At 63.3% G+C, this 15,824-nt stretch carries 10 protein-coding genes; 4 read left to right on the top strand and 6 right to left on the bottom strand.

The window, feature by feature from the left end; genetic code table 11:
* Positions 1–132: 132 nt before the first annotated feature.
* Together LEPTO7104_RS37610 and LEPTO7104_RS0129130 are read right to left on the bottom strand one after the other, a co-directional pair.
* The gene (locus LEPTO7104_RS37610; RefSeq protein ID WP_017302110.1) at positions 133–3,018 is read right to left on the bottom strand and encodes a tetratricopeptide repeat protein; all 2,886 of its coding nucleotides are present in this window, start codon (positions 3,016–3,018) and stop codon (positions 133–135) included.
* A gap of 105 nt (positions 3,019–3,123) precedes the next feature.
* The gene (locus tag LEPTO7104_RS0129130; protein ID WP_017302109.1) at positions 3,124–3,657 is read right to left on the bottom strand and encodes a pentapeptide repeat-containing protein; all 534 of its coding nucleotides are present in this window, start codon (positions 3,655–3,657) and stop codon (positions 3,124–3,126) included.
* Between the two features lie 248 nt (positions 3,658–3,905).
* Here LEPTO7104_RS0129130 and LEPTO7104_RS0129125 point away from each other — a divergent pair, with 248 nt between their 5' ends.
* The 4 genes from LEPTO7104_RS0129125 to LEPTO7104_RS0129110 all read left to right on the top strand — a co-directional run bounded on the left by LEPTO7104_RS0129125 (position 3,906) and on the right by LEPTO7104_RS0129110 (position 12,035).
* Positions 3,906–5,450 (top strand): SagB/ThcOx family dehydrogenase, encoded by a 1,545-nt coding sequence (locus LEPTO7104_RS0129125; RefSeq protein WP_017302108.1) that lies wholly within the window; start codon positions 3,906–3,908, stop codon positions 5,448–5,450.
* 62 nt (positions 5,451–5,512) lie between these two features.
* Positions 5,513–9,457 (top strand): PAS domain-containing protein, encoded by a 3,945-nt coding sequence (locus LEPTO7104_RS37605; RefSeq protein WP_083887209.1) that lies wholly within the window; start codon positions 5,513–5,515, stop codon positions 9,455–9,457.
* A complete protein-coding gene (locus LEPTO7104_RS0129115; protein ID WP_017302106.1) occupies positions 9,454–9,888 on the top strand; it encodes a response regulator in 435 nt (144 codons plus the stop codon). Before LEPTO7104_RS37605 ends, LEPTO7104_RS0129115 begins: the two co-directional genes overlap by 4 nt.
* Complete coding sequence (locus LEPTO7104_RS0129110) at positions 9,885–12,035, top strand: putative bifunctional diguanylate cyclase/phosphodiesterase (protein WP_017302105.1); 2,151 nt, start codon at positions 9,885–9,887, stop codon at positions 12,033–12,035. Before LEPTO7104_RS0129115 ends, LEPTO7104_RS0129110 begins: the two co-directional genes overlap by 4 nt.
* A 59-nt stretch (positions 12,036–12,094) precedes the next feature.
* On the opposite strand, the gene LEPTO7104_RS0129105 is transcribed toward LEPTO7104_RS0129110, so the two are convergent.
* The 4 genes from LEPTO7104_RS0129105 to LEPTO7104_RS41985 all read right to left on the bottom strand — a co-directional run.
* Positions 12,095–12,427 carry a hypothetical protein gene (locus LEPTO7104_RS0129105; protein ID WP_017302104.1) on the bottom strand — a complete coding sequence of 111 codons (333 nt, stop codon included), beginning with the start codon at positions 12,425–12,427 and terminating at the stop codon, positions 12,095–12,097.
* 200 nt (positions 12,428–12,627) lie between these two features.
* Positions 12,628–14,694 (bottom strand): ATP-binding protein, encoded by a 2,067-nt coding sequence (locus LEPTO7104_RS35985; RefSeq protein ID WP_155523976.1) that lies wholly within the window; start codon positions 14,692–14,694, stop codon positions 12,628–12,630.
* A gap of 151 nt (positions 14,695–14,845) precedes the next feature.
* A complete protein-coding gene (gcvH, locus tag LEPTO7104_RS0129095; protein ID WP_017302102.1) occupies positions 14,846–15,238 on the bottom strand; it encodes a glycine cleavage system protein GcvH in 393 nt (130 codons plus the stop codon).
* 204 nt (positions 15,239–15,442) lie between these two features.
* Positions 15,443–15,824: transposase (locus LEPTO7104_RS41985; protein WP_017302101.1), on the bottom strand; the 382-nt coding region annotated here is incomplete at its 5' end.

Genomic DNA, 15,824 nt, shown 5'->3' with positions numbered 1-15,824 from the left:
GCCCAGGCAAGGGGCCTTTATGCGTTCAGGACCTTTGGCTTGAGGGCTGAGGTACACCTACCGATTTAGATCGCCTTGTCCCCTGGCTCCCCTGCCCCCTGGCAGGTTAGGCACAGTACCTAACCTACCGCCCTAGGCCTCGACCAGCTCACGGAACCAGTTGTCGCTCCAGAGTTCGTCGAAGGCGGGCTCGGTACGGGCCTCTTCGCGGTAGTCGGGGTCGAGGCGCACCGCCTGCTGGAGCGATTCCATGGCGTTGTCAAACTGGCGCTGGAGGGCGTAGCAGAGGGCTTTGTTGTAGTGGGCCTTGGGGTAGTCGGGGTCGAGGGCGATCGCCCGATCAAAGCTCTTGATTGCATCGTCGTCGCGGCCCAGTTTGATCAACGCCAGGCCCCGGTTATCCCAGGCTTTGGGGGCGTCAGGGTTGAAGCGGGTGGCTTTGTCAAAGCTGGCCAGGGCGTCGTCGTAGCGCTCTAGCTCAATTAGCGATAGGCCCCGGTTGAGCCAGGCGATCGCGTCGTTGGCCTGGTACTCCACCGCCTTGTCAAAGGAGTTAAATGCCTCCTCGTGCTGCTGCAAAATGCCGTAGGACACGCCCCGATTGACCCAGGCCTCGTGGTACTCGGGGTGAATCTCAAGGGCTTTATCAAAGGCGGTAATGGCGTCTTCGCGGCGCTTCAGGCGGCTCAGCACCATGCCCCGGTTGAGCCAGACCTTGGCGTCGTCGGGGGTGATCTCGGTGAGCTGGTCGAAGACCGTCAGGGCATCCTCGTGGCGGCGCAGCTCGCGCAGAATCAGGCCTTTCTGCATCAGCGCCCCGGTGTGTTTGGGCTCTAGCTCCAGGGCGCGATCGAGGGAATCGATCGCCCCTTCCAGCTGCTCCAGAGCCTGCTGGGCCTGGCCGCGGTTGAGCCACACCTGGGTGTTGACCGGCTGAATGTCGAGGGCTTTGTCGTACTCGGCCACCGCCAGGGCGTAGTCGCCCTCGGCCAGGTAGCGATCGCCCCGGCCAATGTACTCGTCGGCGGTGAGAAACAGCTGGGGCCGATTGGTCTCCAGCCGACCGATCTTGTCGGTAATGGTCTCAAACTGCTGCCGCGCCTCGCTCATAAACGAGTCGGCCAGGTACTGGGGGGCCACTTCCCCCAGACGCTGCATGATGCCGTCTTTCTGGTGCTGGGCCTCGGCGGCGACCGCCTCCAGGCGCACCCGGTAGCTCTGCTGCAAGTCGCCCAGGCGGCCCAGGGTGACCTCGCGCCCGGCCTCAATGTCGGCCTCCAGGCGGGCAAAGCGCTCGGCCATTTCGGCCATCAACCCGTCGAGCTGGGCGCGGGCGGCGGCCTCGCGCTCGGCGGTGGTATTGCCCAGGCTGGCCAGATCTTCGCTGAGGCGGGCGTCGAAGCTGTCAATTTTGTCGAGCACGCGATCGCGGCGGGTGAAGATCACCTCGCGCACCTGGTTCAGCTGCTCGGTAAAGGCGGCCTCCATGGCCCGCAGCCCGTCGATGATTTGAATCTGCTGCTCGCCCGCGCTGTCTTGCAGTACCCGCACCTGCTGACGGAAGGCGCTGGCGGTGGCCTCAACGTCGGCCAGCAGGGTCGATCGCTGAATCTCGGCCTCCGTGCCCATCTGGCTGAGCTGGTTCTGCAACGCCTGGGCGGTGCGCTGAAAGTCGTCGAGGGTGTTGTGCTGGCGAGCATCGACCTCGGTGCGCAGGGTGGCAAAGCGCTCCAGGGCCTCGTCGGCGGCCTGGCGCAGGTCGCCCAGCAGCCTGTCCTGCTGATTCTCAATGTCGATCTTGAGGCCGCCAAACTGGGCCAAAAACTCGTCGGCCTGGCGGCGCAGGTCGGCCAGAATGCGGCTGCGCTGGCCATCGACCTCGGTGCGCAGGTTGGCAAAGCGCTGGGTAAATTCGTCGATGGAGCGCTGGATGGTTTGCAGGGCCAAATCGCGCTCGCCCAGGGCGCTGACCTGCAGCTCGCCCAGCTGGCGGCTGATCTCGTCGGTCTGGCTTTGCACTCGGGTCAGGCTCTTCTCGCGCAGCGCCTCCAGGGCTTCGGCAATGACGGTGGCCTGGCGCTCCACCTGGTCGCTGGCCTGGGTGGTGAGCTTCTGGCGCAGATCGGCCAGGGCCACCATGACGCGATCGCGCTCCTCCTGCATGGCCTGGGTCATGGTGCCCATCTGGTCGGCGAAGCTGGTTTCGGCGTTGCCAATTTTTTGCAGCACCGCGTCCTGCTGCACTTCCACATCGCTGCGCAGGCGGTTGACGTCGCGCAAAAAACCGGTCTGGTTTTCTTCCAGGGTGCGAAACACCACGTCGCGCTGGAGCTGGGTGTCTTTGCGCAGGGTGGTGATCTCGTCGTCGGCGGTGGCCCGCAGCCCGGTCAGGTGACCGACAAAGTTGGCCTCGGTGCTCTCCAGCTTCACCTGCAAGTCGCTCAGGGTCGACTGCCAGTCGTTGATGGTGCGGGCCTTAAACTCGGCCAGGTCATCCACCAGTCGGTTCAGCACCTGCTTTTTGGTGACGGCCTCTTCCTGAAAGCGATCGGTGCGGCTGTCGAGTTCGGCGGCGCGCTCCTTGGCCTGGGCCAGAATGTAGTCGAGGTCGCGGGTGGCGGTTTGAATCTTGGTTTCGAGATCGGTGATGTCGTTGATCTGGTTGCGCACCACTACCGACACTTCCTGAATCACCGATCGCCGCATCAGCCACAGCATTACCACCCCCAGGCCCAGCAGCAGCAGCAGGGTGCCCAGCATGACAAAGAACAGCGTGGTGGCGCGGCGAAAGGCCAGATCGGCCTCGCCGCTGAGCCGCTCGATCTCGGCGGTGGTGGCGGCCTGGGCCACCAGCACCGGGGGCTGGGCGGGAGTTTGGGCGACAGACTGGGCCTTGCTGTCCTGGTCGATCTGGGCAGCGGCCCGTTCGGGAACCACAGGCCGCAGCACCACCCCACCGCTGATTAACATCAGCGCCAGCAACAACAGGGGGCGGGGAACGTCGGCCAGGGAACGCATGGGTTGCCTCATCAGGACTTTCCTAATGGAATATGCCTAGGATACCTGATACTTCAGGGGGTAAGGGCAGCGGCCCCTAACATTCACCCCTGGGGTAAGGCTCCCTTAGCGGCCATAGTTGTAGCCGTTGGGCAGAATGGTTGTGCGATCGCAGTGGCTCTCCGCCAGATCTACCCCTGTGGCCCTAAACAGGTTGCAGCGGCTGAGGTTGGCCCCGTGCAGCGTCGCCCCCTCTAGCTTGGCCCCGCTGAGGTTGGCCCGCTCTAGATTCGCCCCGTGCAGCGTCGCCCCGCGCAGGTCGGCGCCGCTCAGGTTGGCCCCCTCCAGGCTGGCGGCCCCCAGGCTGGCGCCGCGTAAATCAGCCCGGCCCAGGTCGGCCTCCGACAGGTCGGCCTCCGACAGGTCGGCCCCGTAGAGATTGACATTGCCCAGGTGAGCTTTTACCAGGCTCGCTCCCTTGAGCGCCGCCCCGCTGAGATTGCTGTAGGGAATGTAGCACTCATCGAGACAGCTATCCTTTAGGTCAATCTGGCGCAGATCTACTTCAAATAGTTCAACCCCGCTCAGATTGAGGCTTGAGAAACATCGCTGGCCGTTTTGATAGGCGGTTAGCAAGGCATCTTTTGTAATTCGATCCATCGCAGTTGCTGAAGCCAGGCTGTGAGCCTGAGTATTTGTGCTCAACTAAACGTCACCTGCCAATGTAGTCGTTTACGTTTCGTAACAACGGAGCGTTAAGGATGTCTTCAGGTTTTTGTCGCTGGGGCTGGCCGCCGCAAAATACCTGCGCTTGTCGGTTAAGCTACACTGAATCTCGATCGCCACTGACCCCACTGATCTCGATCGCTGGCTCTGCCCTGCGACCCTCGCCACCCCCTCCTGCGGCCATGCCCGACGCCCTGGTTTCCATCGCTCAGCACTACCACAGCCGGACCAAGTACGACCCCGAAACCCTGGCCGTGCAGGCTAAGCCCCTCGACTTTAGCCGTCAGCCCAGCCCCTACAAAACCTATCGGGTGGGCGTCGAGATTGACCTCAAGCCCTACCTGGACGATGAGAATGCTGCTGTGGGCAGCGATGTGGCCGACTGGATGCGGCTGTCGCGGCTGCTGATCAACGCCTACGGGCTAACGGCCAGGTTCCCTACCGCCACCGGGCAGACCTTTTACCTGCGATCGGCTCCGTCGGCAGGGGGACTATACCCGGCGGAGATCTATATTATTTCGCGCGGTAATCGGCTGCTGCCAGCGGGGCTTTACAACTATCAGGCCCGCAGCCACACCCTCTGGCGCTACTGGGACGACCACGTCTGGCAGGGGTTGCAGCGGGCCTGCTTTTGGCACCCCACCCTGGAGGCGACCCATCTGGCGCTGGTGGTGACGGGGGTGTTTTATCGCTCGGCCTGGCGCTACCAGGACCGGGCCTACCGCCGCATTTGCCTCGACACCGGCCACCTGCTGGGCAACCTGGAGCTGGCCAGCGCCCTGGTTGACTACCGCCCCCACCTGATTGCCAGCTTTGCCGATCGCGCCGTGGCCGACCTGCTCTACCTCGACCCGGCTGAGGAGGGGGCGCTGGCGGTGCTGCCCCTGGCCGACCTGCTGACGGTGGAGCAAAATCTGCCCTGCGCCCAGGTGGCCTTCGCCACGCCGCCCCAGACCCAGTTTGCGGCGGTGCCCGACGGCGAGCTTCTGGGCTACTTTCACCAGGTGACGGCGATCGCGCCCACTGTCGATGCCCCCAACTGGGCCATGCGCCCCACCGCTGACACCCCCCAACCGGCCGACACCCTGGAAGATAAATACAATCTGCCCTTTGGCCTGCGGGTGCCCACCGACAGCGGGGCGATCGCCTGGGGACCGCACCTGGAGCAGCTTGAAACCACCCTATTCAAGCGCCGCTCAACCCGGCGCTTTACCGGCGGATCGCTTTCCCTAGGGACGCTGAAGCAGCTGTTAGACTTCACTTACCAGCCCCACCACTACCGCGACCAGGGCTTTGACGCCGACCCCGACTACGGCTGCCGCGCCCTGGTGCACACCTTTGTGGTGGCCTGCGGGGTCGAAGGGCTAGACAGCGGCTGCTACTACTACGCCCCCCGCAGCGAAGAGTTGCGCCAGGTGCGCTTTAAGAGCTTCCGCCGCGAGCTGCACTACCTGTGCCTGGGCCAGGAGCTGGGCCGGGATGCCGCAGCGGTGGTGGTGCACACCGCTGACCTGGCGGCGGCGGTGGCGGCCTACGGCGATCGCGTTTACCGCTACCTGCACATGGATGCCGGCCACCTGGGCCAGCGGCTCAATCTGGCCGCTGTTCGGCTGGGGCTGGGGGTAAGCGGCGTCGGCGGCTTCTACGACGATCAGGTCAACGATGTGCTGGGCATTCCGCCCGACGAAGCGGTGATTTATATCACTACCCTGGGGCAGCCGGGGTAGTCTAGGGTAAGGGCATTGTCCATTAGGTCGGCTGCCCTCCCCCTCTGTGATGTCGCCTGGCTATGGCTCAGCTCAAGTCCCTAAGACAGACCGCAGGCGGTTCTTCCCCGCAGAACGAGAGGCCGGACGATCGCGCGGCGGTCATGCTGCTGACCAGCGATGGCGGCGATCGCGATCGCCTGGGTCAGGTGCTGGCCCAGGCGGCGACCTACCGCTTACTGCAAGCCGATACCCCAGCCCAGGCCCTAGACCTGTGGCATACCGACGCACCGGCCTGGGCTATCCTCGACCTCGCCTGGGCCGAGGGCGGCGGGCTGGGGTTTTTGGCGGCGCTGGGGGAAACCTACCCAACCCGGCCCCTGCCGATTCTGGTGCTGATTGGGCCGGGGCAGGAGCGGATGGCCCTGGAGGCCATGAAGCTGGGGGCCGCCGACTATCTGTTTAAACGCGACCTTGCCCCGGAGCCCCTGTGGGCCAAGCTGGGCCAGCGGCTACAGCTACACCCGGCCCCTGCCAAGCCGTCGCCTCAGTCGATTGCCGCCCTGGAGCAGGCCCGCCAGCACTACCAGGACCTGGTCGAGCATTCCCCCGATATTGTTGAGCGGTTTGACCTCCAGCTGCGTCATCTCTACGTCAGCCCGGTGCTGAGCGAGATTTTGGGGATTGATACCGACGCATTTTTGGGCAAAAGCTGCCGCGAGCTGGGTCTCGACGAGACCATGGTCACCAACTGGGAAACGGCGGCGGCGGCGGTGTTAGCCACCGGAGAAAAGCAGGCAATTGAATTTACCACCCCGACCCTGAAGGGGGTGCGGCACTTTGAGATGGTGCTGGCCCCAGAGCGGTCGGCAACGGGCGACATAGCGTCGATTTTGTGCATTTCGCGCGATATCAGCGATCGCGTCATGGCCGAGCAGTCGCAGCAGCGGCTGCTCACCGAGGCCCAGGCCGCCTACCGCGATGCCACCGCCGCCCGGGATGTTCTGGTCCAGGTTCTCGATCGCATCAACGACGGCATCATTGCCTTTGACCGCGCTGCGCGCTGTGTCTACCTCAACCCCAGCGCCGAGCAAACCCTGGGTCGATCGGCCCAGGATTTGCTCGGCAAGCACCTCTGGACGGAGTTTCCCGAAACCTTAGACACCCCCGTCTACGGGGCCTACCACCGAGCGGCTGAGCGCCAGCAGCCCGAGTTTTTGGAGTACTACTTTGCGCCCCTGGACGGCTGGTTCGAGGTGCGGCTCTACCCCGACCACAACGGCATTACCATTTACTTTACCGATATCAGCGATCGCAAAGCCGCCGAGGCCAAGGGCCAGCAAACCGAGCAGCTGCGCCAGGAGCTGACCCTGCTGGAGCAGCTGCTCGACTCGGTGCTGGCCGGCTATTGGGATTTTGACTTTCAGCACAATAGGGCCTACTACAGCCCCGGCCTCAAGGCCATGTTTGGCTACGCCGACGATGAGCTGCCCAACCAGTTGGACACCTGGCGAGATCTAATTTTTGCCGAAGACATTCCCGACGCCCAGGCCTCCCTAGAGCGCCACATTGAGAGTCGAGGCGAGGTGCTGCACTACGTCGAGGTGCGCTATCGCCACAAAAACGGCTCTCCGGTGTGGGTGCTGTGCGCGGGCCGGGCCATTGGCTGGGATGAGGCGGGCCAGCCCCTGCGCATGGTGGGCTGCCATGTGGACATCACCCCCCTGAAACAGACCGAAGCGCGCCTGAGGAAACAGGAAGCCCACCTGCGGGCCGCCCAGCGCATTGGCAACCTGGGCAGCTGGGAATTTGAGATCGCCACCGATCGCATTGTCTGGTCAGACCAGGTCTACCGCATTTTTGGCCTGGGGGTGGGAGAGCGACCGGCCAGTTTTGAGGTGCTGCAGAGCTATTTTCACCCCGGCGATCGCGATCGCCACCGCCAGATCGTTGAGACCGCCATTGCCACCCATCAGTCCTACGACGACGAATTTCGCATCCTGCGCGCCGACGGCAGCCTCAGCTACATTCACGTCAAGGGCGAAGCCGTTGCCGATGCCTCTGGTCAGCTCACCCACCTCACCGGCACGGTTCAGGATATCAGCGATCGCAAGCGCGGCGAAGCCCAGCGCCAGCAGCAGGAAGAGCAGATGCAGAGCCTGTCGCTGCGGCTGTCTCTGGCTCTGGAGTCGGGGGGCATTGGCACCTGGAATTGGGACCTGCACGAGGCGCTGTACTGGGACCAGCGCATGTACGAGATCTACGGCCTGCTAACTTTGAACCGAGCGATCACCTACCAGGACTGGGCCAGCCGCGTGCATCCCGACGATCTGGCCGCCATTGAAACCGCCCTGCAAACAAGCCTGGCCCAGGGAACGCCGTTTGAAGCGGAGTTTCGCTGCTGGGGCAGCGACGGCGAAATGCGCTGGATTCGAGCGGCGGCCTCGGTGCGGCGCACCCCCAGCGGGCAACCCGTGGAAATGATCGGCGTTAACTACGACATTACCGCCCACAAGCAGGTGGCCCTGGAGCTGGAACGGCTATCGCTGCGGCTGTCGCTGGCCCTGGAGTCGGGCTGCATTGGCAGCTGGGAAAGAGTCTTGAGCACCGACCATGTGAGCTGGGATCAGTGCCTGATCGATCTGTACGGCTTTGACCGGCTGGGGCGGCAGGCCACCTATCAAGACTGGCGAGCCCAGGTCTATGCCGACGATATTGATTGGGTGGAAGCCGCTAGCCAGGCCCTGCTGGACAGCAATACCCCCTACGATGTGGAGTTTCGCGTCTGGCGGGGCGACGGCAGCCTGGGCTGGATTCGCTCCAGCGCCCTGGTCCAGCGAGATGCCCAGGGCCAGCCCCTCAGCATAATCGGCATTAACTACGACATTACGGCCCAGAAGCGCGCGGCAGCGGAGCTTGAAAACCTCTCCGTGCGGCTGGCCCTGGCCCTAGAGTCGGGAGGCTTTGGCAGTTGGGAATGGGATATAGTCGCCGATATTGTCCACTGGGACCAGCGCCTGATCGACCTGTATGGCTTCGAGCCGCTGGGGCGACCCTTTACCTATGCCGACTGGCGCTGCCGGGTCTACGGCGAAGACCTGCCGGCGGTGGAAGCAGCGCTCCAGGCCACCCTCGCCACCAACGCCGCCTACGATGTGGAATATCGCATCTGCTGCCCCGACGGCGAGCTGCGCTGGATCAGGTCTACCGCCCTGGCGCAGTACGACAGCCAGGGACAACCCCTAGGCATGATTGGCACCAACACCGACATTACCGAGGCCAAGCGGGCTGAGCACCACCTGCTGCGCACCACGGCCCAGCTCGAAGCCTCCAACCACGAGCTGGAGGCGTTTGCCTACTCGGTCTCCCACGATCTGCGGGCACCGCTGCGGGCGATCGACGGCTTTAGCCGCGCCCTGCTCGAAGACTACGGCGACCAGTTTGACGAGGAAGGGCGAGATTACTTCGATCGCATTCGCTACAACATCAGCCGCATGGGACAGCTAATTGACGATCTGCTGCGGCTGTCGCGGGTATCGCGGCAGACCATGGTTTACGAGGTCGTCAGCCTCAGCGACCTAGTACAGGAGCAGATCGACGAGCTGCGGGCTGCCGAACCCGATCGCGCCGCCACCATAACCGTAACCCCAGGCATTGTGGTCAGCGCCGACAAAACGCTGATGCAGGTGGCGATCGCCAATCTGCTGCAAAACGCCTGGAAGTTTACCAGCCACCGCCCCAGCACCCAGATTGAGTTTGGGGTCGCCATGGCGGCAGGGGAGCCCACCTACTACCTGCGCGACAACGGGGCCGGATTCGACATGGCCTATGCCGACAATCTGTTTGGGGTGTTTCAGCGGCTGCACAACACTGAGGAGTTTCCCGGCACCGGCATTGGTCTGGCCACGGTGCAGCGGGTAATTCACCGCCAGGGCGGGCGGGTCTGGGCCGAAGCGGCGGTAGATCGAGGGGCCACCTTCTACTTTACCCTGCCCCAGTTTGACCCCCGGACGGAGGGGCCGCTATGACCGCCGCCATGCCCACAGTGCGCCCAATTTTGCTGGTGGAAGACAACCCCGACGATGAATACCTCACCCTGCGCGCCCTGCGCCGGGGCCACCTGGCCAATCCGGTGATGGTAGCCCGCAGCGGCGACGAAGCCCTGCGGCAGGTATTTGGCCCCAGCCCCCTGCCCTGCGTGGTACTGCTCGACCTCAAGCTGCCCAAGGTGAGCGGGCTAGAGGTGCTGCGGCAGATCCGATCCAGCGATCGCGCCCGCCTGCTGCCCGTGGTGATCCTCACGTCGTCCAGCGAAGACCGCGATATGATTGAAAGCTACAGCCTGGGGGCTAACAGCTACGTGCGCAAGCCCGTAAACATTGACGAATTTACCGAGGCTGTGCGTCAGCTCGGCCTGTATTGGGCATTGATAAGTGAGCTGCCACCCACTCTGCTATGACTGCCTCTGAACCCCTGCGGGCGCTGATTATAGAAGATTCCGAGGACGATCTGCTGCTGCTGCTGCGCGAGCTGCGCCGGGCCGGATTTTCCCCGACCTGGGTGCGGGTTCAAACCGCCAGGGACTTTCGCGCCGCCCTCGACACCGAGGTCTGGGACGTGGTGCTTTCGGACTATCAGCTGCCTCAGTTTACGGCCCCCGCCGCCCTGGATATTCTGCGGCAAAGCCCCTACGACCTGCCCTTTATCGTGGTGTCGGGCACCGTGGGGGAGGCGACGGCGGTGGCGATGATGCGGGCCGGTGCCCACGACTACGTCATGAAGGACAACCTCTCTCGGCTGATGGAGGCGGTGCGGCGAGAGGTGCGAGAGGCCCACAGCCGCCGCGATCGCCGGGCCGCCATGGCCGAGCTCGAGCGGACCAGGGAGCTGCTGCACCTGGCCATCGAAGGCTCTGGCATTGGCATCTGGCACTGGCAGGTGCAAACCGGGGAGATGTGGGTCAGCGATCGCTGTTCAGCCCTGATTGGCTATGGGCCAGGCGACCTCGACCTCAGCCGGATCGACACCTGGCAGCGGTTTATCCACCCCGACGACTGGGGCCGGAAGAAGGTGGCGCTGCAGCGCCATTTCGACGGTGAGACCCCCAGCTACGACTGCGAATTTCGCCTGCGCCACTGCCAGGGCCACTGGGTGTGGGTGCTCGATCGGGGCAAAGTGGTGGAGTGGGATGAGGCCCACCGCCCCCTGCGCATGAGCGGCACCTATACCGACGTTACCGAACGTCGCCTGGCCGAGGTCGAGCATCGCCGAGTCGCCGATCAAATGCTGTTCAACAGCCTCCACGACGCCCTCACCCAGCTGCCCAACCGCAACTTTCTCATGCAGCGCCTCGATTTGGCCATTCAGCGCTGCCACCGCTATCAGCAGCGGTTTGCGGTGCTCTTTCTCGATTTAGACCACTTCAAGGTAATCAACGACAGCCTGGGCCATCTGGCCGGCGATGAGGTGCTGGTGGTGGTGGCCCAAAAACTGCGATCGCTGATTCGCACCAGTGATCTGGCCGCTCGCCTGGGGGGCGACGAGTTTGTGCTGCTGCTGGAAGACATTGCCACGCTGCAAGAGCCCGTGCGCATTGCCGAGCGGCTGCTGCAAGAGATGCAGGACCCCCTCGCCGTGGGAGGGCGCAATGTCTTTCTCAACGCCAGCATCGGTATCGTGATTGGAGTCTCCGACTACCACACCCCGCCGGAGCCGCTGCGCGACGCCGATATCGCCATGTATCGGGCCAAGGCCCAGGGGCGAGGTCGCTACGTGGTGTTCAACGACTCGATGCACCTGCAAGCCCTGCAACGCCTCCAGCTTGAGCAGGAGCTGCGCAGCGCCATCGACCGGGGAGAGCTGGTGCTGTACTATCAGCCCATCTTTCACTTAGAAACCCTGGAGATCTCCGGTTTTGAGGCGCTGGTGCGGTGGCAGCACCCCGATCGCGGTTTTATTACCCCCGATAGCTTTATTCCTATCGCAGAGGAAACCGGGCTGATTGTGCCCCTCGATCGCTGGGTGCTGACCCAGGCCACCCAGCAGCTGGCGCTCTGGCACCAGCACTACCCCCACCGAACCGATCTGACGGTGAGCATCAATTTTTCAGTCAAAGATCTGCTGCGGAGCGACCTGCTCAGCGACTTAACCGGCATCCTGGCCCAAACCGGCCTGCAGGGCCACCACCTCAACCTCGAAATCACCGAGAGCACCCTAATTGAAGATATTCAGGCCATGGTTGCCATTCTAGAGCAGCTCAAACTCCACGGCTTTACCATCACCATCGACGACTTTGGCACCGGCTACTCGTCGCTCAGCTACCTGCACCAGCTGCCCGTCGACGCCCTCAAAATCGATCGCTCTTTTGTGATGGCCATGGAGGCCAGCCGCCGCAACTCCGACATTGTCGAAACGATTATCACCCTCAGCAACCGCCTCGGCCTGGCGGCGATTGCCGAGGGCGTTGAAACCCAGGCCCAGTTCGAACATCTCCACCGTCTGGGCTGTGAACTGGCCCAGGGCTACTGGTTTGCCAAACCCCTGCCCGTTGCCGAAGCCACGATCCTGCTGACCTCGGTCCCGACCCGCCCGTCGACCCGCCGCTAGTCTGGCCCGGGAGCTAACCATCCCTACTCTGGCCACTGCTCTGGCTCCCGCTCTGGCCCCTATTCCGGAAAGAAAAAGTCCGTCGGTTCCTCGTCCTCTTCGGCGGCAATATAACTGCGGTAGTACTCCTCTAGCTCCGCCGCCCCGATCGAGCGCTCCGAGGGATTTTCAAAAAAGGCCTTGACTTTGAGGTAGCGGCGCAGTCCCTCGGCACCGGCATCGTGCTGGGTAGCCGCCTTAAAGTCATCCGGGAAAGAGTCGCTAATTTGCAGCCACGCCTCTTCTAGGACATCCTCTACGTCTTCATTGGGGGCGTTGTCAATTAACGCTTCTAGCCCATCGAGGATGTCAATCAGTTTGAGAATCTCTGGAATTTTCTCCGAGTTAGACATTGAGCCGTGCATGGATAGCGCTAAACAACCGCGAATGCTTAGAAGAATATTAGTGGAGTATGGACCCTATCGATCAACCGCCCCAGCCAGATTTACCGAGGCGGCTCGCGGGGTGGCGCTGGATGGCGGCAGGCCGCGATGCCCCGACAGCCCCCTGTCTAGTCCCTGGTCTAGCACCAAAGGCGAGGCGGTGGTGTGCCCTAGGGCAGCCCTGGTTTGTCCTGGGGCGTCAGGGCGGCGCGCCACTCCCGCAGGCGCAGCTGGGCCTGGGCGTAGGCTTCGGTCTTGGTCGGTACGGTCTCGGCGATCGCGATCGCGCGGCTGGGGTTGACGGCAGCTTCGGTCTCGGCCAGCCGCAGAATATCCCAGCTCCAGCGGGTCAGGGCCTCGACGGCTTCGGCATGCTGGGGGCTGCTCTCGGGTACCTGCTGGGCCAGCCGCACCGCCTCGGCCAGGGCGGTGGCGGTGCCCGTCTGGGCGGTTTGGTACGCCGACTGTAGCTGTAGCTGCCCCTGCACCTGTCCCCGCCAGGTTTGAATATTGCTCTGGGCTTCGTCAGAGAGGGCACGCCCCGCACCAATGCGCGACGCCACGGCGATCGCTTCGCTGAGGCGGCCCTGGGCGGCCAGCTGGCGGGCCTGCTCCAGCAGGGGGCCATCCTCGGCCCGCTGGAGGCTGGTCCGCCACTGGCTAATGTTTTCCCGCGCCTGGCCAGAGAGGGCGCGACCAGGGCCAATCTGGCGGGCGGTGGCGATCGCGCTGGCCAGGTCGCCCGCCTGGGCCTGGGCCTGGGCCTGGCTGAGAATAGGCTGGTCTTCAGTGGTTTCGATCTGACCCCGCCAGCGGTCGATCTGGGCCTCGGCATCGTCCCAGGCGGCGTTGGAGTGGGAAATTTTTTGGGCCTCAATGATGGCCGCCTGGAGATCGGCAATGGTGCCGGGCAGCGCCACCTGTCGCGCCCACTCCAGCTGATTTCGCCCCTCTACTTCGGCCTGCCAGCGCCGCATCAGGCCCTGGGCTTTGCCGTAGAGGGGGCGATCGGCACTGACGCTTTGAAGCCGCACGATCGCCCCCTCCAGCCCGGTAATGCCCCCCTGCCATGCCAGCTGACTGGCATCGATAAACGTGCGCATATCGGCGATTTCAGCTCCCAGCCCCAGGGATGCTGGAATTGCCCCAAGCATCTGCCCGGCGGCGGCGGCGTCACGATTTTCAAGGGCGGTCTCCGCCATATCCAGCAGATCGTGGCCAAACTCGCGGATTACCGACTGGGCCTCGCCATAGACCGGGCTTTGGCTGTCGATGCCCTGGGCCAGGGCCAGCGCTTCCTGCATGCCCTTGAGGGTGCGCCTGCGGGCCAGTTCTTTGGCCTTGCCCAACTGGTTGAGCTCTTCGCGGGCGGCGCTAATTTTGGCGGTCAGCTCGTCGTACTTGACGGTTTTCCAGTGGGTGTTATTGACCTCGAGCAGCTGAATCGCCTTGCTAAAGGCATCCTGAAAGGCGAGTTTTTTCAGGTCGGCCTCGGCGGCCTGGTAGATGGCCTCAGCCTCCTGCCAGGTTTGGTTCCACTCGCTGACGCGCTGGCTGACCAGCTGGGCCGCCGCCGTGTGGTTGGGAATGCGCCCGGCAATGGCAATGGCCTCAGCGAGCTCCCCCGCCTGAAACGTCTTTTCGGCCAAGTCAAGGACCTTTTCAGACCAGGTTTCAATCCGCTGATCGACTTCACTCCGCAGGGGATGGTCGGAGGGCAGCGACTCCAGCAGGGCGATCGCATCCAGGTAGCCGTCAACGGTGCCCTGTCCCGCGTAGGCATCGGCGCACTGAAGCCGGGTGGTCGCCGATGCCGTGGGCCAAAAGATAGCCCGACAGTTGGGCAGGTTGGGAATGCGAAACAGGCTCACCGCCGACAGGGTTCCCACCCCCATTACCGCCACCAAAAGGCCCACCGACCAGATCGGCCAGCTGCTGGCCAGGCGCTGCGTCAGGGTAGGGCGGGGTTGGTAGAGGTCTTCCGGGGCAGCGGGGCGATCGCCGGGGAAATCCTCCGGCTGGGGGGTATTGTGGTCTTCCTTGCCAGCTCGCTGGCGCAGATCGGCCAGCGGGTCGTAGCGCGCTGGGCCTGGGGGGAAGGGAAGGTTGGGAGCACGCGGCGGTAGGCCCCTTGGGTCGGTGGGCACTGGAGCAGGCGGCACCGCCATGGGACGAGCTGGTCCCTTGGTCAGCCCTGGGTGGATCGGTCGCTCCGAAGTGTCGTGTTCTGAAGCCATGCCGCTTCCTGAGAGGTGCACCGCATCGCTGAGCCAGGGGATTGCACAACCCCCAGGCCGAGAGCGCAGCGAAAGTCAGACTTAGTATAGCCATGTCTCGGCTAAACGCAATGACTCCCTGGCCAGCCCGGCCCAGCCCAGCCCTGTAGACCTAGCCGCCCACCTGGTCTTTATACTCCTCGGCGGTGAGGGTATCGTCTAGCTCTTCCAGGTCGCTGGCCTTAATTTTAACTAGCCAGCCGTCGCCGTAGGGGTCATCGCCAATCTGCTCAGGCGCTTCAATCAAGGCTTCGTTGCGCTCCAGCACCTCGCCAGACACCGGAGACTTTAGCTCCTCTACCGCCTTGACCGACTCCACAGTGCCAAACTTTTCGCCTTTTTCAAGGCTGTCACCGATCTCAGGCAGCTCTAAAAACACAATGTCGCCCAGCTGGTCGATGGCAAAGGCGGTAATGCCCACCGTAACAATGTCCTCGTCCTCATCGACGCGGGCATATTCGTGGCTGTCGAGATATTTCAGCGTTTCGGGATATTCAAATGTCATGGCGTAACCTCACATCGCCCCAGGAGAAATGGTTTGCTCCGCAGCGGCTAACCACCGCAGTAGAATCAAGTGCCAGTGTGCCACGAGTCGGCGGTTTTGGCGCAGGGAAAGTGTTAGGGGATGGGAGTAGGGCGTGGGTGCGTGGGGGCGTGGGGGCGTGGGAGCGTAGGGGAGTGCAAAATTCCTTAACGGGTGACAACATACCTAAAGCGCTTGCTGCATCAGGGATAGAGCATAGAAACCTCGCTGAAAATAGCGGTGTTTGTGGGGTTTGAGTGCTATCAGGTGGCGCGCCCAGTCGGCCCATAATTCCATGGCATAGATCCAGCGATGGCCATAGAGGCCGAGACTAAAATCACTCTGGCGAGGCGTCTTGTCGTGGTGCTCTTGGATACGCCCAGCATACTGCTCTACCCCGAGGTGTTTCATCTGCTGCCCATACATCGTGGCCCAACTGTAGGCCAAGGCGATCAGCAACACTAAGGCTAAAAACCGAGAGTCATTCACCTTGGCATTTTCCAGGTGATAGCCGCCCGTCTTGCAATCTTTGAAGAACTGTTCAATGCCCCAGCGACACCGATAGACC

Origin of the sequence: Nodosilinea nodulosa PCC 7104 (assembly GCF_000309385.1) — a bacterium.
Taxonomy (GTDB): domain Bacteria; phylum Cyanobacteriota; class Cyanobacteriia; order Phormidesmidales; family Phormidesmidaceae; genus Nodosilinea; species Nodosilinea nodulosa.
Note: the sequence above shows the minus strand (reverse complement) of the source record. Positions and strands in the feature narration are given on the sequence as shown.